This is a genomic window from Streptomyces sp. NBC_00029 (genome assembly GCF_045160505.1).
Lineage (GTDB): Bacteria > Actinomycetota > Actinomycetes > Streptomycetales > Streptomycetaceae > Streptomyces.
The window spans coordinates 7770338-7792490 of record NZ_CP108292.1; the positions used below are offsets into that span (position 1 = coordinate 7770338).

The following is a 22153-nucleotide window of genomic DNA, read 5'->3' on the forward strand; positions in this document are numbered from 1 at the left end:
GGCTACAGGCGCCCCGTCTCGTCCAGGTAGTCCAGCAGGGCCGTGTCGACGTCGTCGCCGAACCTCGCGAGCGTCCGCGCGTCCTCGTCGTAGCGGTAGAGGTCCTGGCAGCCGATCCAGCGGTCGCGGGTCTTCGCGCCCGGCAGGTAGCCGTCGGCAACCGTGCCGACCTCCCAGTCGGGTTTGCCCGCGGTCTCCCAGCAGCTGGCCAGGGTGCCGTCCGCGCTGACCACCGCGCCGTAGCGGCCGTCGGTGTGACCGCAGGTGGCACAGGACTTGCGGGCGCCGGGGCGGCTCACGGTGAAGCCCAGGTCCAAGGCCCGGCGCTGCCACCTGGCGAAGGCGGCCGGGAGTTCGCCCGTGTGCAGCAGGCTGTTGGCGTAGCCGACCCCCACGTCGCCGATGCGGGCGAAGTACAGCGTGCACCGGGCGGGGTCGAGCGCGGCGGCGAGCCGGTCGACCAGGGCGTCCACGCCGTGGAAGGTCTCCTGGGAGACGTTCACCCGCAGCGTCCACTGGAGCGCGGTGCCCTCGGAGGCCTTGGCGATATTGCCGACGATCTTGTCGAAGGTGGCGCCGCCGTCCGCCCGGCCGACCCGGATCCGGTCGTGGTCGGCGCGGTCGCCGTCGAAGGTGACCTGGACGGACGTCAGTCCGAGGTCCGCGAGCCGACGGGCGAGGGACGGGGTGAGCAGCGTCGCGTTGGAGATCATCCAGGCCGAGGTCGGCGCGATCCCCGCGGCCCGTTCCAGCAGTTCCAGGCAGCCGCGCGGATTGAGCAGGGGTTCTCCGCCGAAGAGCAGGATCCTGAGCTTCTCCAGGCCGACGGCGGCCATGTGCCGCTCGGTGAAGCCGAGGATCTCGGTGATGGTCTTCGAGGTGAGGCGGGTCTGGGCGATCCGGGGCGGCCGGCTGCCGCCCAACTGGTCCTGGGCGGTGTTCTGGAAGCAGTAGCCGCAGCCCAGGTTGCAGTGCGTGCTGGTGAGGACGGTCAGCGAATAGGCGCTGATCCGGCCGGGGGTGAACATCCCGCTCTCGTGCAGCCGCTGCTCCGCGTCGGGGCGCAGGGCTCCGTCGGCGGAGACGTGGTGGTCGCGGAGACGGGCCACCCCGCCCGGGCCCAGGAACCACCAGTTCCGCTCGCCCTTCAGGAGACGGGCGCCAAAGGGGAGGGGTGCGGGCGGGGCGGCCGGGCTCAGTTTCACGGGCAGGCCGATATTCACCGCTTGGTCGATGCTCACAGGGTCTCCCGTATTGCCGTTGCCGTTGCCGTTGCCGCTGTCAGGGCGGGGTCGTCGGTCCGGCCGCCGGTGACGATCAGCGTCACCAGCGCCACGACGAGGGTCACTTTGTAGGACTTGCGGAAGTACTCGACGGGCGTGGCGTCCGCCGGGAGCCGCTCGGTGGCGGAGCGTCCGGGGATCGCTCCGTCGGGGGCCTGGGCCGCGGCGAGCATTCGCAGGGCGGCCGCGCCGGAGGGGGTGCGCAGCGGATCCGCGCCCAGGCAGTACTGGGCGAGCAGCAGCTTCGCCGCGACGTCCCAGTCGCCGAGCGCCACGCAGTGGTCCGTCAGCCTTTCCACCACGCGCAGCGCCCGCGCCCGTTCCCCCTCGGGAAGGAGCGGATCGCGCAGGCCGAAGTCGCTCAGGTAGAGAAGGGTGTGCGCAACCTGGCAGCCGTCCAGGTCGGCCACGGCCAGTGTGGCGGCGCGGGGGAGCGGACTCGCCTCGTACAGCTCCTCGTACGGGGCGAACCCGTGCGGGGCGCCCGCGAGATCGGCGTAGAACCTGGCCTCGAGATGCAGGAACGGCGGCTTGCGGCCCGGCGTCAGGTAGTTGCCGGCAGAGAGCCGGGCCAGCACGGCACGGGGCGCGTCGGCGGCGGCGCCGGCCGGTGCCAGTGCCGCGTACATCAGCTCGAACTGCCGTGCGTACCTGTCGTCGAGGGTGAGGAGCTGCGGGAAGTCGGGCCGCTGCCAGACGTGTTCGACCACCTTGGTCACCTCGGCCAGGGCGGGGTCCGAGGGCGCGCACTTCTCCCAGTAGCGGCGGAGCATCGCGAGCTGCAGGAGGGCCTTCACCCGTGGGGTCACCGGCAGTTCGGCGTGCGCGGCCGGGGAGTCGAGGTAGGCCGCGTGCAGCCCCATCCACCGCCGCGCGCCCGCCGACAGGCCGGCCGCGGCCTCGTCCATGCCTACTGATCGCGTACTCATGGTTCTCCTCAACAGACGGCCTGGGCCGGGAAGGCGGGGGGTGCGCCGGCCGTGGGAGCGGCGGACGCGCCGGCCACCCGCTCGGCGATGTCGGCCGCGCGTGCCGCACTGTCGGTGGCGGCCAGTCTGCCGCCGAGTGCGTGGGCACGGGCCCGCAGACCGTCGTCCCGCCACGCGGACTCCAGCAGCGCCGAGGCCTCCACGGCCGGGTTGTTCGGGAAGTGCACGGCCACGCCGGCCCGCAGGCAGGCGCCGGTGAGCAGGGGCTGCTCGGAGCCGTTGGGTGACAGCGCGAGGGGCCGGCCGCGCAGGAGCGCGGCCAGCACGGGCGCGGAGGTGCCGCTGCTCAGCACGAGCCCGGCGCGGTCGACGAGCGGGCCCATCCATCGTTTGCGGACCAGCAGGATGTCGGCCTCCGCGGCGGGCCGCGGGTCGGTCGAACGGCCCTGCTCGACCACGGCCTGGAACCGGCCACCGGTGAAGGCCTCGTTGAGCCGCGGCCACAGGCTCCTGCCCTCGAAGAAGCGGCCGAGATGGACGTAGACGACGGGCTTGCCGTTGCGCGCCAGATGGTCCCCGATCGCCTCGACCTCCGCCGGGTCGGGCGCCGGTTCCCAGGACAGGGGCCCCACGTGCCGGACCCGCTCGGGCAGCCGCGCACCCGGATACTCCAGCTCCGGATCCCCCCGCAGCAGCAACGCGTCGCCCAGCAGCGGCTCGTCCCCCCACCGTGAGGCCCGTCCCGCCAGACCGACCTCCCCCCGGACATCGGCGTGGATCCGCAGGCAGTCATGGGTCCGGCTCTGCCGCGTCCGCCCCAGATGCGGCTCGTCGTCGCCGCCGGCCCGGTAGTCCCACAGGTGCACCGAGAGCCCGACCACCACCACCGGGATGTCCAGTGCCTCGGCGGCGAGCAGGGCGCCGTTGCACAGTACGGAGGTGACCAGCAGGTCGGCCCCCGTCTCCTTGGCCACGCGCAGCGTCGCCCGGTACTGCGCCGCGCCGGTCGGCCCCCACCACGTGGCGGAAAACGCCCGGTGGCCGCCGAAGTCCTCCGCCGCCGCGAACGGCAGTCCGGCATCGGCGGCGACGGACGCCGCGGTGGACCGGCCCAGCACGCTGACGTGATGGCCCCGGCGCCGTAGTTCCCGGCCGGCCGCGATCGCCGGATGGAGGTAGCCGCCGTCACTGAGCGGGCAGAGAAGGATCTTCATGAGGTGCCGCTCCCTACGGCGTGGCGCTGCTCCGGTGCCAGGGTGGCCGCGGGCCCCCGGCTCTGGGCAGGATCTGCCAGAGCCGGGCGGCCCGCGCGGTGCTCAGGCTCGAGGAGGAGTGATCACATCTCCGCGGAGTGGTTGACGATGCAGCCGGCCTCGGCCTCTTCGTCCTCGCGGTGGGCGACGACCTCGATGTCCTCGTTCTCGGTCTCGGGGGTGATGTTCTCGCTCATGTTCTTCTCCTTTGGTTGTCGGCGTCGTTCCGCCGGCTGAGAAGGAAGTTACGGACGCCCGGTACGGGAACGCCTGGCCACCGGTTCGGCGCCGGTATACGCCGAGCACACGGACGCAGTACGGCCCCCGGACCCCGCGGTGCGCCCCGCCCCGCCCTGTCGCACGCGCCGCCGCGCACCGGCGTCCGGCCGTCCCGACCTGCGGACCAACCGATCACCAGGCGTTCGTGAACCGGTAGTTGGCCGCGCACCGGCACGATCCGGGGCATGGTCCGCGCGCGGCACGAGCGCGCGGCACGAGTACAGAGGGGGAGACGTGGAACTGGCGGAGCTCATCGGCCTGCGACCGGTGCCCTGTGGCGGCCTGCTGGTGGCGCTCACCCGCCGCTGCCCCATGAGCTGCGCGCACTGCTCCACCAGCTCCTCCATGGCGGTCTCCGAGCAGCCCGACCCGGAACACCTGCTGCGCTTCATCGGTTCGTTCGGTACGCAGGACCGCCCCGAGGTGGTCATGCTGACCGGCGGCGAACCGTTGCTGCTCCCGGAACTGGCCGCCCGCCTGGCCGGTCTCGCCCGCGCCGCGGGCTCCCGCGTGGCGCTGCTCAGCGGAATGTTCTTCGCCCGTGACGGGCGCGTCCCGGACCGGATCATGCGGGCGATCACGGCCCTCGACCACTTCTCGGCGAGCCTGGACGTCCACCACGAGCGCGAGGTTCCCCGTACGGAGGTGCTGCGCGCCCTGCGGGCCGTGCTCGACGCAGGGATTCCCGTCAGCGTCCACCTCACCGGTACCGGACCCGACGACCCGTATCTTGCGGACGCCGTCGCGGACGTCCGCCGCGTCTTCGCCGGCCGGGTGCCCCTGCTCGTCAACGAGGTCCGGCCGCTCGGCCGCGCCGCGGGCCTGGTCCGGGCGACACCTGCCGGACCGGACGGCTCCCGGGCGACGCCGTGCACCCTCGCGGCCTGGCCCGTGATCGCCTTCGACGGGACCGTGGCCGCCTGCTGCAACCAGTGGACGGTGGACCGCCGTCCCGTACCCCCGCACCTGCGGCTCGGACACATCGCCGACGACGACTGGCCGGCCGTCCGCGAACGATCCCTCGGCTCCCCGGTGCTGCGGATGCTGCGCGCCGTCGGCCCCCGGCGGCTGCACGCCCGCTACGAGACCTCGCCGCCCCCGGACGGCTACTGCCGCAGCTGCCACGCACTCGCCGACCGCCCCGACGCGCTCGCGGGCGCGGCCCGCGACGCCGGCGGCCGTGTCGGCGAACTCCTCGACCGGCTCAGCACGGAACAGCAGCTCGCCGACGGACCCGCCGCCCTGGTGCGCCGCATGGGGTGCGCCCGCTACGCGCACCTGGTCGAGTCCCTTCCCGCCGAGGAGGGGAGCAGTCGATGACCGCGACCGCATCCTTCGCGCTCAGGACCAAGCTCGCGCCCACCACCACCGCCCTGAGGGCCGCGACCGCCCTCCTGTGGCGACCGGAAGGACTGCGGCAGCGGTACCTGCGCTACCTGGCAGCCATGCATCCGCTCGTACGGGCCTCGGTGCCGTTGTTGGAGCGGGCCGCCGAGCGGTGCGCCGAGCTGGACGACCCGGCCGCGCGGAGCCTCGCGGCCTATTGCACACGCCACGCCGAGGAAGAGCGCGACCACGACGCCTGGCTGCTCGACGACCTCGCCGCCGCCGGTGCAGGGCCGGCCGCCGTGCCGCCCCCCGTCGTCGTCGAACTCGCCGGGGCGCAGTACTACCGGATCGAGCACGAGCACCCCGTCACGCTGCTCGGGTACATGGCGGTGCTGGAGGGCAACGCCCCCGGGCCCCGGCTCGCCGACCGCCTCATCGAGACCACCGGGCTCCCCGACGGCGCGTTCCGCACCCTCAGGGAACACGCCGAACTCGACGGCGGCCACCTCGAGGACCTTCACCGGGTGCTCGACGCACTCGCGCCGACCGCGGCACAGCAGACCGCCGTCTCCGTCAGCGCGCTGCACACGGCCAACCTGCTCACCCGCCTCTTCCTCTCCCTCGCCGCCGACCCCGGAGGACACCCGTGACCGAGGACACCGTGCCGTACGAGGACGCCCCGTCCGGCGATGCCCCGTCCGAGCCCACCCTGGAGGCGCTGACCGCCGCGGGGTTCGACCTCGACGCCCTCAGCGAGGAGCAGTACGAGGTCCTGCGTGCCCTGGCCCCTGAAGAACTGGCTCTGCTGGTCGACATCAGGGGGCGGCTCGACGCGGCGGCTCCCGAGGTCCAGGCCCATGCCGACGTGGCGGGCGGCGCTCTCTTCTGACCCCGGCCGCGCCGCGGTCCCGCGTCCACCGGAGGAATCCATGCCTTGCGCCTCGTGCCGGAGCGAACTGCCGCCCGACGCCCGGTTCTGTCCCTTCTGCGGCAGCCCGTGCGCCCCCGGGCCGGTCACGGCCAAGCCGACCGGCCGCAAGGTCGTGACCGTCCTCTTCTGCGACCTGGTGGGTTCCACCGCGCTCTCCGGAGCACTGGACGCCGAAACCCTGCGCTCGGTCACGCTCCGCTGGTTCGACCTGATGAGACTGCGGATCGAGGAGCAGGGCGGCACCGTGGAGAAGTTCATCGGGGACGCCGTGATGGCCGTCTTCGGCGTGCCGACCGTGCGGGAGGACGACGCCCGGCGCGCGCTTGCCGCCGCCCTGGCCATGCGGGAGGCACTCGCCGAGTTCAACGACCGGCTGGAGCAGGGCGTCGGCGTACGGCTGGAGATGCGCATCGGCCTCAACACCGGTCAGGCGGTCACGGGTTCGGCAACCCTTCGGCAGGCGATGGTCTCCGGCGAGGTGGTCAACGTCGCCGCGCGCCTGGAACAGAACGCCGCCGCCGGGGAGATCCTCATCGGAGCGGACACCCTGGCCGCTGCCGGACCGGGCGTCCGGACGACGGAGAGAGGCCGGCTGCTGCTCAAGGGCAAGAGCGACCGGGTCGCCGCGCACCGTCTGCTCGGCCTGGACGAGGAGAAGGGCCCGGAGGCGCTGCGCCGCTTCGACCTCGCCTTCGTCGGCCGGACCCACGAACTGGCCCTGATCGAAGCCGCGTTGGACCGTGTGGTGCGGACCCGCCGGGCCGGTCGCCTGGTGGTCGGCGGGGAGGCGGGCCAGGGCAAGACCAGACTCGTGCGGGAATGGCTCCACCGGGCCGCGGTCAAGACCGCGGCCGGCGGCCCCCGTCACGGCGTCGGGCGCTGCCGGTCCCGGGGCGAACAGCCCAGCCTCGGACCGCTCGCCGACGCCGTGGCCGACCTGCTGAGGCGCGGTGGCACACCCGTACCGTCGCCCGAACTGGACCTGCTCCGCCAGGGCCTGCTTCTGAACGGGACTCCCCACCCGTCGCCGGAGGACACCTGCGCCGCGCTCGCCAGGCTGCTCGCCGGGCTCTCCGAAACGGAGCCCGTGGTGCTGGTGATCGACGACTGCCACTGGGCCGCGCAGCCGCTCTTCGACGCCCTCGACCGGCTGCTGCGGGCACTCACCGACGCGGCCGTCCTCGTCATTGTGCTCACCCGCCCCCAACTCTTCGACGCACGGGCCGAACTGGCCCTGGACGCCGTGCCGCTCGGCGGGCTCTCCGACGCCGAGGCACAACTCCTCGCGGCCGAGCTGACCGGAGGCACGGTGCACGGTGAGCCGCTCGGCCCCCGGGTCCTGGCACGGGTGGGCGGAAACCCGCTGCACCTGGAACAGCTGCTGGCCACGGGCAACCCGGTCGACGCGGACAGTGTCCCGCTCCCCCTCCAGGCCCTGATCGGCGCCCGGATCGACGCGCTCGACCCGCCCGAGCACCGGGCGCTGGGCCTCGCGTCCGTCCTGGGCGGCGACTTCACCGCCGACGAACTGACGGCGCTCGCCGGACATCCCGCACCTTCGTGGACCGGGCCCGAACTCCGGCCCCTGCTGCACCGGCTGGTCCGGCACCGCCTGATCCGGCCGGACGGCGGAGCGTTCCGCTTCGCCGGAGGACTGATCCAGGAGGTCGTCTACGCCAGCCAGTCCAAGCAGAACCGGGCCGACCAGCACGAACGGGCGGCCCGACTGGACTCGGTCCGTCAGCGGGGCAGCGCGGCGGTCGGGGGCCATCTGGAACAGGCGTACCGCTACCGGGTCGAGCTGGGCGCCCAGGACGCGCACACCGACGGTCTGCGTCGGCGCGCCGCCGACGCGCTCGCCGAGGCCGGGCGGCTGGCGCTGGCCCACGCCGACCCCGTGTGGGCGGCCGACGTGCTGTCCCGTGCCACGGCCCGGTACCTGGCGGGCGAGCCGGGAAGTACGGCGACACGCCGGCGGCTCGGCCAGACGCTGCTGGACCTGGGGCGCGGCCCGGAAGGCCGGGCGCTGCTCGAAGAGGTGCTGGCCGAAGCCCTGGCCGGCGGCGGGGAGGCGGTGGAGACCGCGCACGCCCGCCTCGCCCTGGCCTCGGTCGGCCGGTCCGCGGGGCCGGACGAGTCACCGGCGGAGGCCGCCGACGCCACGCTGCCGGTCTTCGCGGCGGCCGGTGACGACCTCGGCCAGGCCAGGGCCTGCCTGCGGCTGGCCCAGCGCGCCCAGGAACATGGCCGGCACCGTACGGCGGAGCGCCTGCTCGCCTGCGCGCTGGACCACGCCGTACGAGCCGACGCCGAGCCGGAGCGGGCCGCGGCCCTCGGAGCCATGGGGGTCTCGCTCTGGCGCGGCCCCCAACCGGTCGCGGACGCCGTGTCCCGTTGCCGCGAGCTCCTCGCCGACCAGGGGGCCGGCCGCCGGGCCGTCCGGCTGACGCTCAACTGCCCGCTGGCCGTGGTGCTGGCCCTCCACGACGACCGCGACGGGGCCCTGGCCTGCCTCGCGGAGGCGGAGCACCTCGCGAAGAGGCTCGGCTACGCCGAGGCCGACGCCTTCCTGCCGATCTTCACCGCGACCGTGGCCGACCTGACCGGCCGCCGGGAGGAGGCGCTCCTGAGCTTGGAGCGGGCCGCCACCGCCGCGCGGGACCTGGGCGCCACGGCGTTGCTGCGCAGTGCCCTGCGGGACACCGCCCGCATCCGGCTGGACCTGGGCGACTGGCGCACCGCCCGCGGCGTCCTCGCCGAACTGGAGGGGGAGCGGGCGCAACCGCCCCGCCCGCGCGCCGAGTCGGCGGACCTCGACGGCCTGCGCGCCCGGATCGCCGCCGCCCGGGGGCTGGCCAAGACCGCCACCCGGCTGGCCGCCAGGGCGCTCGCCTCCGCCGCCCGCACCGACTCGCCCGTCGTCCAGGGCACCGCCGCCCTCGACCTCGCCCGTACCGCCCTCGAACTGGGGCGCCCGGCCGACGCGGCCGCGGCGGCGGCGCGCGCCCGCCGGCGCTTCGCGGGGAAGGGCCACCTGCCCGCCGTACGCCAGGCAGAGGCCGTGGTCTCCCGCTGCCACGGCCGCCCGCCCGGGCACGGCCGCACCGTCGGACGCGTCGGCGGAGCCGGAAAGGAAGCACCACGATGACCACCGCGCAGCACCCGGCGTCCGCACTCACCTGGGCCCTACGAGGGCGGGGCCCCGCGGACGTACCCATCGAGGCCGACGGTCCGCCCGCCCCGCCCGAGAGCGGCCTCCTCGGAGGCACCGGACGCGGCGTACGCGTCTGCGTGGTCGATTCGGGGGTCGAACGGGACCACCCGATGGTCGGCCCGGTCGACCGGTCATGGCGAGTGTTCAAGGACGACGACGGGGTCCACGTCGAGGAGACGGAGGAGGGAGACGCCTGCGGTCACGGCACCGCCTGCGCCGGCATCATCCGGCGCACCGCGCCGGACTGCGAGCTGTCGAGCATCCGGGTGCTCGGCGACCGCTTCTCCGGCAGCGGGGACGTCCTGCTCGAAGGCATCCGGTGGGCCGTGCGCCAGCGGTTCGACGTGGTGAACCTCAGCCTGTCCACCACCCACGACCGCTTCGTGGGCGAGCTGCGCCGGCTGGCCGACGAGGCGTACTTCCAGCAGACCGTGATCGTCGCCGCTGCGCACAACACGCGCGTGGAGAGCTTTCCCTGGCGCTTCTCCTCGGTGATCTCGGTCGGCAGCCACCAGGAGGACGACCCGGATCTCCACCTCTACAACCCCGAGCCCCCGGTGGAGTTCTTCGCCCCCGGTCAGAAGGTCCAGGTGGCGTGGCTCGGCGGCACGTCGATCCGCAGCTCCGGCAACAGCTACGCCACCCCGTTCATCGCGGGGCTCTGCGCGCGGATCCTGTCGAGCGGCCCCCGGCTGACGCCGTTCCAGCTGAAGAACGCCCTGTACCTGTCCGCAGCCAACGTCCGTGTCCACGGAAGCCGGTAACGACCGGCGCCGGAAGGGAAATCCCATGGCTCAGACGATCACCCCTGTCGTGTCCGCAGCACCCCGGCCGGATCCGGTGGTGGCGGAGCTCCTGCAGTCGGTGGTGGACACCGCGCGTGCCATCTTCGGCGCGCAGGCGAGTTCCATCATGCTTCTGGACCCCGCGGCGGACGAGCTCATCTTCGAGGCCGTCTCCGGGCAGGGGCAGGAGTTCCTGGTGGGCCGTCGGTTCCCGGCGGGCCGCGGGATCGCCGGATGGGTCGCCGCCTCGGGGGAGCCGATGGTGGTCGACGACCTGCACGACAGCGTCTCCTTCGACAGGGCCATCGCCGAGTCCACCGGCTACGTCCCGAACGCGCTGATGGCCGCCCCCCTCATCCGCAGGGACCGGGTCCTCGGCGTCCTGGAGGTGCTCGATCCGTCCCCGCAGGCCCGCTCCGGCCTGCCGGAGCTCGACCTGCTGGGCCTCTTCGCCCGTCAGGCCGCCGTCGCCCTGCACGTCCTGACCGCCTACGGGCCGCGGTCGGCCCCGGCAGCCCCGGACGACCCTTCGCGCACCGAACTCCTGCGCCTGCTCTCGGAAGCCCGCCGCCTCGTCGGGGAGTGAGCGGCGCACCTCACGCGGGGACCGTCCTGACGGGGAGGGACCCCGACCGCCGCCGTTGCCCGAGCGGCGGGGCAGGGCCGCCGCCGGGAAGGGGCGGCCCGCCCGGCGGCCCCGCCGGGTCAGCGCAGGCCGGCGAAGAGATCGTTCTCGGGCACGGCCGCGCCGGTGGTGTCCCGGACGCGTACGAAGGTTTCCATGCCCATCAACTCGCCGAACCTCTCCTTGCCCATCCGGAGGAAGAAGATGTTCTCGCCCTGACTGGCGTGTGCGGCCAGCGCGTCGAACTTCTGACCGCTGAACGCGGTGGTGTCCACCCACGTGGTGATCTCGTCGTCGGGGAGGCCGATCTCGGCCAGCGCGGCGGTCTCGGCCGGGTCCGGTTCCGGCATGTCCCCCGCGAACTCGCGCATGATCTTGCCGAACCGCTCCATCGCCGAGCGCGGCATCGTCGTCCAGTACACCTTCGGCGTCAGCGTGGTCATCTCGAGCGCCGCCATCGTGATGCGGTGGGCCTGGATGTGGTCGGGGTGGCCGTAGAAGCCGTTCTCGTCATAGGTGACGACCACATCGGGCCGGTAGTGCCGCATGAGGGCCGCGAGCCGGGCGGCGCCCTCCTCCACGGGGGTGTGCCAGAAGGATCCGGGGGCGTCGTTGGTCGGCCAGCCCATCATCCCGGAATCGGCGTAGTCCAGCATCTCCAGGTCACTGACCCCCAGGACGGCGCAGCTCGCGTCCAGTTCCTGCCGGCGCATCGAGGCGACGGCCGCCGGATCGTGCCCCGGAGCCCCTGGCTTGGCACCCCCCGGCCCGTCACCGCAACCGCCGTCGGTACAGGTCACCAGAACCGTGCGGATGCCCTCTGCCGCATACCGTGCGAGGACTCCTCCGGTTCCGGTGGCCTCGTCGTCGGGGTGGGCGTGCACGGCCATGAGCGTCAAGGGCCGGTGAGTCATGAGGGAGTCCTCCTGCAGAGACATGTGCTGGTCCGAGCGCGCGGCGTGTGTTCCGCGCTCCCGGGAGGCCGGATCCTGCCGGAGCGGATGACATCGTTCCCACCCCTGCAGCACCGGACCCCCGAACGGTGCAACGACGCAGGCCGGACCGGCTGTTCCCGGCCCGGCCGCCCGGCTTTCCCGGCTGCGGATAGCGTGCGGGCATGGCAATGACAAGGAAGCGGCAGGTCCTGTACCGGCAGGGCACCGGATTCTGGCGGATGACGGCGAAGTGGGTTCTGGTCTTCGGGGCCCTGTACCTGCTGGACGGCGGGCTGCTCCGATCGTGGGGCGACGCGCTGGTCTGGCCGATGATCGGGATCCTGCTGTGGGCGCCGTTCGGGATCGGCGTCGTCTGGTACCCGAAGAAGGACCAGAAGATCGCGCTCACGACGCGTGAACTGCGTGTGCGGCGCAAGCGGCTGCCCATGGAAAAGGTGAATCTGCTGCACGTGGCACGGCTGTGGCTGGAGGGGCGGTCGACCGTGGACGACCAGCCGGTGGCGGAATGGCGGCGGTGCGAGCGGGGGGTGTGGGTGCCGCTGCTGGACGGCCGGGCGTACGGCGTGGAGTTCCGCGACCCGGCCGCGTTCGCAGAGGCTTTCGGCGCCTTCGCGGTGGCGGCGTGCGGCGGGCCGGACATGGTCCGCGCGAGGGCCGCGGCGGAAACCTACCCGGACCCGCGCCCGATGCGGGCCCGCTCCAGCGGCGACGACGGATCCTGGACGGACCTCCTGGACATCTTCAACTGAGATGTCCGTCGGGCGCTGGGGCGGGACTACGCGGACCTACGCGGCGGGCTGTGGAGCCCCGTGGTGCCGGCCGTGTTCGAGCGCCGCAACGAGTTCCTCGGCCCGGGGCCACGGGCCGTGTCCGGAGGCGGGGTTGAGGTGTCCGACGGGGCCGAGTTCCACCAGCCGGCTGCCCCACTCCCGAGCGAGTTCCGCGACGCGCCCCGGGGATGCCAGGGGATCGTCGGAGCCGGCCGCGACGATGCTGGGGAAGGGCAGCGGTGTGCGGGGCACCGGTGTCCAGCCGTGCGTCGCCAGCTCGCCGGGGGTGGGGTAGCCGTCCGGCAGCGGTGTCCCGAAATCCGGCGGAGCGACGAGCAGCGCACCCCGGACGTCCGCTTCGTGCCATCGGGCCCACTGCACCGTGGTCATGACGCCCGCGCTGTGGGCGACGATGATCACGGGCCCGGTGATCCGGAGCATCACCTCGACCACATGGGCGACGTGTGCGTCGCGGCTGAGCCGGTTGCGCACCAGCGGGGGAACGGTGCGGACGGTGCGGCCCGCATCACCGAGCCGCTCGGCCAGAATGGTCTGCCAGTGGTCCTCGACGTGTTCCCGCATGCCGGGAACGATCACGATCGTCGGCACGGTGGGCCCGCTCCCCGTCATGAGCGCGCCTCCGGTTCTGCGGCCTCCGCCGTCGCGGCGGGCGCGGTGAGGCGCCGGAGATCGCGTGTGTACCGGCGGCGTCCGGCCAGGAAGGCCGCGGTGGCAGCGATCGCCACGAGCGGGACGATCCGGAGCGCGCCGAGCAGGCCGAGGCGGTCCGCGAGCAGGCCGGTGACGGCGGGGCCGGGGGCCAGTCCGAGCAGGCTCTGGGCCAGCGTGAGCGTGGCGAACGCCGTCGCGGCGATGGCCGCGGGGGTCAGGTTCGCCACCATCGCGGCTCCCGGTCCGGCCGTACCGGCGCACAGCAGGGCCCCCAGCGCCAGTACCAGCAGCTGGACCGGGCCGGCGGGCAGGCGGAACGCGGTCATCAGCAGTACGAGGGAGCCCACGCTGCAGCAGATGGCGACGGTCCACTTGCGGAGGGGGTCGCGCCGGCTGAACCGGTCCGAGGCGATTCCGCCGGCGATCATACCGATGCCGATCATCAGGGCGAAGAGCCCGGCGGTCGCACCGGCCTTCGCGGTCGGCATCTCGTAGTAGCGGTTGAAGTAACTGGGCAGCCAGGCGATCAGGGCGCCCGCGATGAACAGCTGCAGGCCGCTGCCGATGTAGGCGCTGACCACCGAGACGGAGGAGAACAGCCGTGGCAGGAGCACCCGGAGCCGGACGTCGGAGCCGGTGCCGGTACGGGTGCCGGTGCCGGCTGCCCCGTCCTCGGACGGGGCCGTCCGCGGTGTCAGCCTCTTCTCCGTGACCACGACGGCGTAGACACCGGCGAGCACCAGGCCGAAGACACCCATCACGCCGAACGCCCAGCGCCAGCCGTATGCCTGGGCCACGGCGCCGCCGATGGATATGCCCAGGACCGAGCCGAAGGCTCCGCCGGCGATGAAGGCGCCCGAGAGCGTCGCGCGCAAGGTGCGCGGGAAGACGCTGAGGACCACGGCGATGCCCACGCTGCCGTAGGCGGCCTCACCGATGCCGACGAAGAGCCGGCCGATGAACATCTGGCCGTAGCTCGCCGCCACCGCGCAGCCCAGGGTCGCCAGACTCCACATCGTCGCCGCGATGACGAGGGACCTCACCCTGCCCCACCGGTCGGCCAGCAGGGAGAGGGGGAAGGTGAGCAGGCCGACCATCAGTGCCACGACGCCGCTGAGGGAGCCCAGCCGGGCGTCCGAGAGCAGCCAGTCGGCCTTCAGCATCGGGAAGACGGCGTTGAGCACCTGCCGGGACATGTAGTCCGAGAGCAGGAGCGCGAAACTCAGTGCGAAGACCACCCAGGCGTAGCGCCGGGGCACGGGCCATTCCGAGGAGCCGGTGGCCGTGCCGGTACCGGTTCTCTCCGGGGCGGGTGCCGCAGTGGTGAGAAACCCCATTGTCATCACCTCAACTGCTGTTGACGGAAAAAGCAGGGTCAGAAGGTCTTGTCGCCGACGATCCCGGCGCGCTCCATCCTGCGGACGGCCGGCCAGTAGTCCTGGACGGCGTAGTGCTGGGTGGAGCGGTTGTCCCAGATGGCCACGCTGTTCCTCCGCCAGCGCCAGCGGACCTGGTACTCGGGCACCGCGGCCTGGCTGATCAGGTAGTTCAGCAGCTGGGCGGCACCCGGCGCGTAGTCCTGGCCGAAGCGGACGTTCGCGGGCGTGTGGTAGTTGACGAAGTGGGTCGTGAAGGCGTTGACGAAGAGGATCTCCTCGCCGGTCTCCGGGTGGGTGCGCACCACCGGATGCTCCGCGTCCGGGTACCGGGCCGCCAGCGCGTGACGCTGCTCCCCGGGCATGACCGCGCCGAAGGTCGCCTCGATGCTGTGCCGGGCGCGCAGGTCCTGGATCTGCGTCTTGATGTGCTCCGGGAGGCGGCGATGTGCCTCGACCATGTTGACCCAGATCGTGTCGCCGCCCACGGGGGGCGTCGAGACGCAGCGGAGTACGGCCCCCATGGAGGGGTTCTCGCGCCATGTGCCATCGGTGTGGAGCGCGTTCTCGTAGTGCTCGGGCGCGCTGTCCAGGTCCTTGTAGATGCGGACCAGGCCCGGGTGGTCCGGGTCGCTGCCGGCCACCGGGTGGTCCTCCAGCGGTCCGAAGCGTTCGGCGAACGCGACGTGGTCGGCGCGTGTGATGTCCTGGTCGCGCAGGAACAGCACCTTGTACTCGAGCAGAAGCAGCTTGATCTCTGCGAACAGGTCGTCGTCGTGAGCGGCGTCGGCGAGGCTCACGCCGGAGAGCTCGGCGCCGATGGAACAGGTCAGCGGCTCGACGGTGAGGGAGGTACGGAGCGCGTGCGGGCGCACCAGGGCCAGAGCGTTCTGCTGCGGCCGGAGGGTTTCGGGCATGGGACTCACTCCTCGGGTGGCGTGTGGCGGGATGTCCTCAGAGGGCGAAGACGGAGGATCCCGTGGTCCGTCCGGCTTCCAGATCGCGATGTGCCTGTGCGGCGCCCGTGAGGGAGTAGCGCTGGTTGATCTCGATCGTGATGCGGCCGGAGGCGACGTGACCGAACAGTTCACCTGCAAGGGCGTCGCGCTCCGCCGGTTCGGCGATGTAGTCGGCCAGCGCAGGACGGGTGACGAAGAGGGATCCGTTCACGGCGAGCTGCATGGCATCGATCGGTGGCACGGGACCGGAGGCCGTGCCGAAGCAGACGAGCAGTCCGCGCCGCGACAACGAGGCCAGCGAGCCGGGATAGGTGTCCTTGCCGACACTGTCGAAGACGACCGGCACGCCGGCGCCGTCGGTCAGTTCGCGCACCCGCTCGGCCACGTTCTCGCGCCGGTAGTGGATGATGTGCTCGCAGCCGTGGGCCCGCGCGAGCTCCGCCTTCTCCTCGCTGGACACCGTTCCGATGACCGTGACGCCCAGCAGCCTGGCCCACTGGCTGACGATGAGGCCGACGCCGCCCGCCGCCGCGTGCAGCAGCACGGTGTCACCGGCCTTCAGCGGGTGGATCCGGCGCAGCAGATACGCCGAGGTGAGACCGCGCATGGTCATGGCGGCGGCGGTCTCGAAGCCGATCCCGTCCGGTAGTTTGATCAGGTGTGAGGCGGGCATGACCCGCTCCGTGCTGTACGCCCCCAGCGGGCTGCCGGTGTAGGTGACACGATCGCCTTCGGTGACGTGGGTGACGCCGTCGCCGACCGCCTCGATCACTCCGGAGGCCTCGACGCCGATGCCGTCGGGCAGCCGGACCGGGTAGAGGCCCGTACGGAAGTACGTGTCGGCGAAGTTGAGGCCGACGGCGACGTGCCGGATGCGCACTTCGCCCGGACCCGGGTCACCGACGGTGACCTTTTCCCAGTTCAGGACGTCGGGTCCACCGGTTTCGTAGAAGCGGACTGCGTGGGCCACGGGGTTGCTCCGATTGCTCGTGTGTGAGGGCTGGCGGTGGCAGGCGGCGACCGGCGGGTGGCCGGGTCAGCTCGTGAGCTCGCGCAGCATGAAGCCGCGCTGCCCGGGCCGCCGGTTCGGGACCATGCCGAGACGGTCGATGGTCTCGTCGGCGTCGGAGTAGTACGCGCCGATCCTGTAGATCTCCTTGGCCTCCGGGCCGGTCGCGATGTCGCGTCCCAGGGTGTCCGCGAGCCGGACCATCTGCTCGACCTGCTCGACGGAGGACATCCGCTCGCCCTTGCGCCGCCACAGGTTGTCCTCGTTGCCCACCCGGACGTGCACGCCGAGGGCGATGGCGATCGCGTTCATCGGGGCCACGGCGCGCATGGAGCTCTCGATGGTGAGGACCGCGCCGTCCGGTACGCGGCGGATGAACTCGATCAGGTCGGAGGGGTGCCGCCCGGCGAAACCGCCGCCGATCGCGACGTAGTTGAGGACCAGGGGGCCCGTGTACACACCGGCGCGGATGAGCCGCTCGACGGTTTCGAGCTGGGCGATGGTGGCGAGCTGGAAGTGTGGCTGGATGCCGCTCGCCCGCAGGCGCTCGAGGTGCTCGAGGTAGAAGTCGGGACCGGCCTCGACGACCATGTCACGGTAGGCCCGGTAGTACTCGGGCTTCGCGATCGAGGTGCCCTCCAGGTCCTCGTCGGTCATGATCTCGACGATGTTCATCTGGCTGGTGTTGATCGCGATGGTCACCTGGTCCGGCGCCGGCGTGAGGTCGGCCAGCAGGTGCCGGGTGTCGTAGGAGAGCCACTTGGCGTCGCCGCCCTCGCCCTCGGGGGCGAAGGAGATCGAGCCGCCGACCTGCAGGACCATGTCCGGCACCGCTTCGCGCAGCCGGCCCATCAGCTCGTTGAACATGGACATCCGCTTGGAGCCCTTGCCGTCGAGCTCGCGTACGTGGATGTGGAGCACCGTGGCGCCGGCGTTGTAGCAGTCGACGGCCGCCTGGACGTGCTCGTCCATGGTCAGGGGCAGGTCGTCGGCGTCGCCGGGCAGCCACTCCGGCCCGTACGGGGCGGCCTGGATGACGAGCTTCTCCTGGTTCTCGGGGAAGAGCGAGTCGTCGTGAAAGTGCACGGTCCTTCTCCTTCGCGTACGGGTGATCACCGGCCGCGGCAGTCGGTACCTGCGGAGTCGGAACTTCTGGACGGCAGGGACCGGCGCGGGCGGGTCGGGGAGAACATCGGGCGCGTGGGCCCGGGTGCCATCGGCTGGTCCGGAGGAGAGCGGGCGGTAGGGGATACGGCCCGTCTCACCTCCGGCAGCCGACCGCCGTGAGCGGTGCAGCCAAAGTAGGGCCGGGCGAGTACGGCTGCTTGACCCGTGGTGACGGACGACTTGTCATTTGGGGACAGCAGACGGGGGCGGCCCGGGTGCCGTCCGCCGTGCGTGCTGCCGTGGGAGTCAGCCCGTACCCGGGTGCTGGTGCTCCCGGGATTTCTCCTTGCGCCACTGCCTCGGGCTGCACCCGAACTGTTCGTGGAACCACCGGGAGAACGCGCTCAGGGAGGAGAAGCCCAGGAGGTCGGAGATCTCCGTGAGCGAGCGGCGGGGATGGGCCACGAACTGCTCCGCGAGGCGCATCCGTGTGGCATTGAGCAGCGACGAGAACGTCTCTCCCGAGTGGGCCAGATGACGGTGGACGGTGCGCCGGTCGACGCCGAGGCTGCGGGCGACCTGCTCGATCGAGCACCGGCCGGTGGGCAGGAGGGCCTCGATGAGTTCGCGCACGCGGTCCGCCACCGAGGTGTCCCTGGGAGTGGCGGCGATGGAGTCGAAGTACTGCCGGGCGTAGTTCCGCAGCTGCGGGTCCGCCATGGCGTTGGGGGCGTCGAGGTCGTCGGCGTAGAAGACGATGCCGTTGAACTCGCGGTCGAATTCGAGCCCGGGGCCGAACAGGCGGCGGTGCCTGCCGGGGTCCGCCGGAGCGCTGTGGGCGAACCACACCGAGAGGGGCTGCCACCGTGTGTCGAGGAACCCTCGCAGAATGCGGGCGAAGGCACCCACCGCCAGCTCCGTGGCCTGCCGGGCCGGCGCCGTCTCGCCGACCCTGAGGTCCACCTTGATGGTGGCCAGGCCGTTCCCCTCGGACAGGCGGGTGTGGAGGAGCTCGTTGTACATGTGCTCGTGGCGCAGCAGCAGCGCCAGCGCACTGCGTACGTCGGGCTCCTCACGGACGACCAGGCTGATCGGACCCAGGTTGGAGAAGCGGCGCAGCTCGGCCATCCGCAGGCCGAAGTCGTCGTGGTGCGAGCGGGCCGCGGAGAGCTCCAGGAGGCGGACGGCGGCCGGGCCGGAGATCCACCGGTCCTGGACGGCGAGGTCCGCGGTGTCCAGACCGACGCTCTTCATCAGCGCGCGCGGATCGATGCCGAGGGACCGGCTCAGCTCGACGTAACCGTTCAGCGCTGCGGTGCGGACAAGGGGCCTCATCACGTGCTCCAGGTGTTCGGTCCCCAGAAGTTAAGTTTCCCGTCCCGGCACGTCAAGCATCGGGAGTTCGCCCGCCCTAGCATCCCCTCAGCGCGGCCCCGGCTCATGACCCGGAGGAGCAGGCATACCGGACATTCCACGCATGCAGGACTGCCGCCCGCATCGCGGCGACGGCCGATACGAACAGAAGAAAGGGAGACTGCCGGCATGACCAACCTCGCCGCATTCCTGGTGAACTCCGCGGCGGCCCGCCGCGATCACGTCGCCGTGCGCCACGACGACACCACCTTGACCTACGCCGAACTGGACGACGCGAGTGCCAGGTTCGCCGCGGTGCTGCACGGCCGCGGAGTGCGGCCCGGTGACCGTGTGGCGATGACCGTGCCCAACGTGCCGCTGTTCCCCGTCGTCTACTACGGGATCCTGCGGGCCGGGGGCGTGGTCGTGCCGATGAACCCGCTGCTCAAAGCCCGGGAGGCGGCGTACGTGCTGCGGGACTGCGGGGCCCGCGTCGCGGTGGCGTTCCCGCTGTTCGCGCAGGAGGTCGCGACCGCCGCCGCCGAGCTGGGGACCGAGTGCCTGGTGGCGGAGACCCAGGCGTTCCGGGAGCTGCTCACGGCCACCGAACCGCTGTCCGGCCTCGTCGACCGGGAGGACGGGGACCCCGCACTGATCCTCTACACCTCCGGCACCACCGGCACGCCCAAGGGCGCCGAGCTGACGCACGGCAACCTGGTCTCGAACACGGCCGTCACCGCCGAGACCCTGATCCAAGTCGGCCCCGACGACATCCTGTTCGGCGGCCTGCCGCTCTTCCACGCGTTCGGCCAGACCTGTGCGCTCAACGCGGCCATGGCCGCCGGGGCGACGCTGACGCTGCTGCCGCGGTTCGATCCGCGGCGGGCGCTGGAGGTCATGCACCGTGACGGGGTCACCGTGTTCCTCGGCGTACCCACGATGTACTCGGCGCTGCTCCACGCCGAACTCCCCGACGGCTTCGACGCCTCCCGGCTGCGCCTCGCCGTCTCGGGCGGCGCCGCGATACCCGTCGAGGTGCTGCACGGGTTCGAGCGGCGCTTCGACGCCACGGTGCTGGAGGGGTACGGCCTCTCCGAGACCTCGCCGGTGGCCTCCTTCAACCACCCGGACCGCCCGCGGAAGGCCGGCTCCATCGGGGTTCCGATCCGCGGGGTCGAGATGAGGCTCGTCACCGAGAGCGGCTCCGAGGCGGGCCCGGGCGAGGTCGGCGAGATCGCGATCCGCGGTGAGAACGTGATGAAGGGCTATTTCAACCGCCCGGAGGAGACCGCGGAGGCCGTACGCGACGGATGGTTCCACACCGGCGACCTGGCCCGCGTCGACGAGGAGGGGTTCTACTTCATCGTCGACCGCAAGAAGGACCTGATCATCCGAGGCGGCTACAACGTCTACCCGCGGGAGGTCGAGGAGGTCCTGTACGAGCACCCTGCCGTGGCCGAGGCCGCAGTGGTCGGCGTGCCGCACGAGGTGCACGGGGAGGAGATCGCGGCGGTGATCACCCTGCGCGAGGGCGCCGGGGCGACGGCCGAGGAGATCCGGGCCCACGTCAAGGAGCGGGTGGCGGCGTACAAGTACCCCCGGATCATCACCTTCACGGCCGAACTCCCCAAGGGGCCCACGGGGAAGATCCTCAAGCGCGAGATCGTCGTCACCCGCCCCTGAGGAGGCGAGTGGTTGCCGCCGTCCCATGCGAACGTGCCGACGGGCAGCAGCGGGTCCGTCGCGGTGTCGCAGGCGGGGCAGCGCCGGGGCCGGGGCCGGTGTACGGGCGTGCCGTACACCGGCCCCGGCCCTTCGGCTCAGGACTGCCGGCTGCGGCGGGCCCACCAGAAGGCGGCTGCGCCGGCGAGCAGTACGACGGCTGCGACCGCGGCCGCGATGAGGCCGGTGCTGCTGCCTGTTCCGGTTTCGGCCGCCGTCCGTGTCGCGGGGGACTCGGCCGCCGCGGCCGGAGCCGGGGACGGCGGCTCGGCGGACGGGGTGCTCCGGGCCGGTGTGGGCGACGTACTCGGGGCGAGCGGTTTCGCGCCGGGCGCCGCGGGCTTCAGGTCGAGTACCGGGGCCGGATTGTCGACCTTCCGGCCGTCGGCCGGCACCTCGATCCACCGCGAGACCTTCCCGTCGCCGTACGACTCCAGGGTCTTGAACGGCAGGGACTTGACGTCGGGCAGCTGGCGCACGGTGATGCTGTACTCGGCGTCCGTGCCGGTGGCGAGCGCCGCGCCCCCGACGCTGTACCCATCGGGGGTGACCGTCAGCTTCCAGCCCGTCGGTGCCTCCTTGAGGGTCACGGCGTCCGGGGTGATGCCGTCGGGGAGGACGACACGCAGTTCGGTGATGCCCGCGGTGTCCGACTCCGCCTCGGAGGTGAAGGACAACGTGACGTTCTCGGCGAGAGCGCGCGGGTCGGAGGCGCTGACCTCGGCGTGTGCTGCCGCCGGGCCGGCCGCGATGCCCAGGAGCACCAGGGACCCGACGGCCGCGACGACCGGCCTGCGGACGTAACGGCGGTTGTTCGATGCATGCATGGTGAAGGAACCCTCTCGGTACGCGGAGCGGGCCTCACGGAGGCAGCCGTTCAGCCCGCCAGGATCAGGGGAACGTCTCCCGCACACCGGCCAGGGGGCCCTCGGCGCGTCACCGCGTGGCACAGCATCGCCGTCACCGCAGGGGGGACCGTACGGCGGCCGAGCGGGACCGCCACGGCGCGCGGGCCGGCTCCGAACCGCGGCTGCCACCGGGCGCCGAAGGCCACGGCGGCAGCCGCGACGGCCGTCCGGGCCCATCGCCCCATGATCCCCGGCAGCCGGCTCAGTGCCCGGTCCGCGCGGTACATCAGGAGTGCCATCAGGCACGCGGCCGCGCAGTGGGCCAGCGTCATGGCCGACGTGTCGTGGTGTCCTGCCGCACGAGTGAACTCCGGCGTCGCCCAGGCCTGTTCGGGCCCGTGGTCCGGACCGTGCGCGGACAGGGCCCGATGCAGGAGGAGCTGGACGAGGCAGGTGGCCGCGACCACGTACCATCCCGGGCGGCGCGAGCGTGCGGCGAGCCACGAGACGGCGTACACGGTGAACGCACCGCCGCCCGCCCGCTGCCAGGACACCGGATCCTCCGAGGCCAGGCGATGTGCCACGACCGCCAGCGTCGAGCTGAGCAGGGTGAACACGGCAGCCCGCAGCCACCGTCCGCCCCACCGCTCGGGCCACGGGCTGGGGCGCTTCCTCGCGGGGGCTCCGGCCATGTCGGGGCCATCATCCACCGCACCTCGTACCGGCAGGTCCCCACTGTCAATTGCGGAGCAG

At 72.6% G+C, this 22153-nt stretch carries 20 protein-coding genes; 8 read left to right on the forward strand and 12 right to left on the reverse strand.

Annotation, left to right across the window (positions count from 1 at the left end):
• Positions 1-2 precede the first annotated feature (2 nt).
• From OG753_RS35850 to OG753_RS35860, 3 genes are read right to left on the reverse strand one after another with little or no spacing between them, the layout of a single operon-like run.
• Positions 3-1199: a radical SAM protein gene (locus tag OG753_RS35850; protein WP_327267030.1), complete on the reverse strand. Its 1197-nt coding sequence runs from the start codon at positions 1197-1199 to the stop codon at positions 3-5.
• 38 nt (positions 1200-1237) lie between these two features.
• Complete coding sequence (locus OG753_RS35855) at positions 1238-2212, reverse strand: DUF6895 family protein (RefSeq protein WP_405791521.1); 975 nt, start codon at positions 2210-2212, stop codon at positions 1238-1240.
• An 8-nt stretch (positions 2213-2220) separates the two neighbouring features.
• On the reverse strand, positions 2221-3426 hold the full coding sequence (locus OG753_RS35860; protein ID WP_327265919.1) for a glycosyltransferase: 1206 nt from the start codon (positions 3424-3426) through the stop codon (positions 2221-2223).
• A gap of 552 nt (positions 3427-3978) precedes the next feature.
• On the opposite strand from OG753_RS35860, the gene OG753_RS35865 reads away from it, so the two are divergent.
• Genes OG753_RS35865 through OG753_RS35890 form a run of 6 tightly spaced genes read left to right on the forward strand, consistent with a single transcriptional unit; the run spans position 3979 to position 10589 of the window.
• Positions 3979-5064 (forward strand): radical SAM protein, encoded by a 1086-nt coding sequence (locus tag OG753_RS35865; RefSeq protein ID WP_405791523.1) that lies wholly within the window; start codon positions 3979-3981, stop codon positions 5062-5064.
• Complete coding sequence (locus tag OG753_RS35870) at positions 5061-5723, forward strand: iron-containing redox enzyme family protein (RefSeq protein ID WP_405791525.1); 663 nt, start codon at positions 5061-5063, stop codon at positions 5721-5723. The genes OG753_RS35865 and OG753_RS35870 overlap by 4 nt, the downstream gene beginning before the upstream one ends.
• A gap of 11 nt (positions 5724-5734) precedes the next feature.
• The gene (locus OG753_RS35875) at positions 5735-5962 is read left to right on the forward strand and encodes an aroma-sacti cluster domain-containing protein (protein ID WP_401275469.1); all 228 of its coding nucleotides are present in this window, start codon (positions 5735-5737) and stop codon (positions 5960-5962) included.
• A gap of 40 nt (positions 5963-6002) precedes the next feature.
• Positions 6003-9152, forward strand: a complete 3150-nt coding sequence (locus OG753_RS35880; protein WP_405791527.1) for an adenylate/guanylate cyclase domain-containing protein — start codon at positions 6003-6005, stop codon at positions 9150-9152.
• A complete protein-coding gene (locus tag OG753_RS35885; RefSeq protein ID WP_405791529.1) occupies positions 9149-9982 on the forward strand; it encodes a S8 family peptidase in 834 nt (277 codons plus the stop codon). Before OG753_RS35880 ends, OG753_RS35885 begins: the two co-directional genes overlap by 4 nt.
• 25 nt (positions 9983-10007) lie before the next feature.
• Positions 10008-10589 carry a GAF domain-containing protein gene (locus OG753_RS35890; RefSeq protein WP_383198764.1) on the forward strand — a complete coding sequence of 194 codons (582 nt, stop codon included), beginning with the start codon at positions 10008-10010 and terminating at the stop codon, positions 10587-10589.
• A gap of 119 nt (positions 10590-10708) precedes the next feature.
• Here the strand turns inward: OG753_RS35890 and OG753_RS35895 are convergent, their stop codons facing one another.
• Positions 10709-11542 carry a PIG-L family deacetylase gene (locus OG753_RS35895; protein ID WP_405791531.1) on the reverse strand — a complete coding sequence of 278 codons (834 nt, stop codon included), beginning with the start codon at positions 11540-11542 and terminating at the stop codon, positions 10709-10711.
• Positions 11543-11745: 203 nt separating this feature from the next.
• Here OG753_RS35895 and OG753_RS35900 point away from each other — a divergent pair, with 203 nt between their 5' ends.
• Positions 11746-12333, forward strand: a complete 588-nt coding sequence (locus OG753_RS35900) for a hypothetical protein (protein ID WP_405791533.1) — start codon at positions 11746-11748, stop codon at positions 12331-12333.
• 36 nt (positions 12334-12369) lie between these two features.
• Here the strand turns inward: OG753_RS35900 and OG753_RS35905 are convergent, their stop codons facing one another.
• From OG753_RS35905 to OG753_RS35930, 6 genes are all read right to left on the reverse strand, one after another.
• Positions 12370-12963: an RBBP9/YdeN family alpha/beta hydrolase gene (locus OG753_RS35905; RefSeq protein WP_405791535.1), complete on the reverse strand. Its 594-nt coding sequence runs from the start codon at positions 12961-12963 to the stop codon at positions 12370-12372.
• Positions 12964-12980: 17 nt separating this feature from the next.
• Positions 12981-14363 carry an MFS transporter gene (locus tag OG753_RS35910; protein WP_405791537.1) on the reverse strand — a complete coding sequence of 461 codons (1383 nt, stop codon included), beginning with the start codon at positions 14361-14363 and terminating at the stop codon, positions 12981-12983.
• 38 nt (positions 14364-14401) lie between these two features.
• The gene (locus tag OG753_RS35915) at positions 14402-15319 is read right to left on the reverse strand and encodes a TauD/TfdA family dioxygenase (protein WP_327265929.1); all 918 of its coding nucleotides are present in this window, start codon (positions 15317-15319) and stop codon (positions 14402-14404) included.
• Positions 15320-15356: 37 nt separating this feature from the next.
• Positions 15357-16331 carry a quinone oxidoreductase family protein gene (locus OG753_RS35920; protein ID WP_405791539.1) on the reverse strand — a complete coding sequence of 325 codons (975 nt, stop codon included), beginning with the start codon at positions 16329-16331 and terminating at the stop codon, positions 15357-15359.
• A 66-nt stretch (positions 16332-16397) separates the two neighbouring features.
• A complete protein-coding gene (locus tag OG753_RS35925; RefSeq protein WP_405791541.1) occupies positions 16398-17456 on the reverse strand; it encodes a 3-keto-5-aminohexanoate cleavage protein in 1059 nt (352 codons plus the stop codon).
• A 327-nt stretch (positions 17457-17783) separates the two neighbouring features.
• Positions 17784-18812 (reverse strand): AraC family transcriptional regulator, encoded by a 1029-nt coding sequence (locus OG753_RS35930; protein ID WP_327265932.1) that lies wholly within the window; start codon positions 18810-18812, stop codon positions 17784-17786.
• Positions 18813-19019: 207 nt separating this feature from the next.
• Here OG753_RS35930 and OG753_RS35935 point away from each other — a divergent pair, with 207 nt between their 5' ends.
• Positions 19020-20513 carry a long-chain-fatty-acid--CoA ligase gene (locus OG753_RS35935; protein ID WP_405791543.1) on the forward strand — a complete coding sequence of 498 codons (1494 nt, stop codon included), beginning with the start codon at positions 19020-19022 and terminating at the stop codon, positions 20511-20513.
• Positions 20514-20650: 137 nt separating this feature from the next.
• Here OG753_RS35935 and OG753_RS35940 read toward each other — a convergent pair whose 3' ends face one another.
• Complete coding sequence (locus OG753_RS35940) at positions 20651-21379, reverse strand: DUF1775 domain-containing protein (protein WP_405791545.1); 729 nt, start codon at positions 21377-21379, stop codon at positions 20651-20653.
• Between the two features lie 50 nt (positions 21380-21429).
• Positions 21430-22092, reverse strand: a complete 663-nt coding sequence (locus tag OG753_RS35945; protein ID WP_405791547.1) for a hypothetical protein — start codon at positions 22090-22092, stop codon at positions 21430-21432.
• Positions 22093-22153 lie beyond the last annotated feature (61 nt).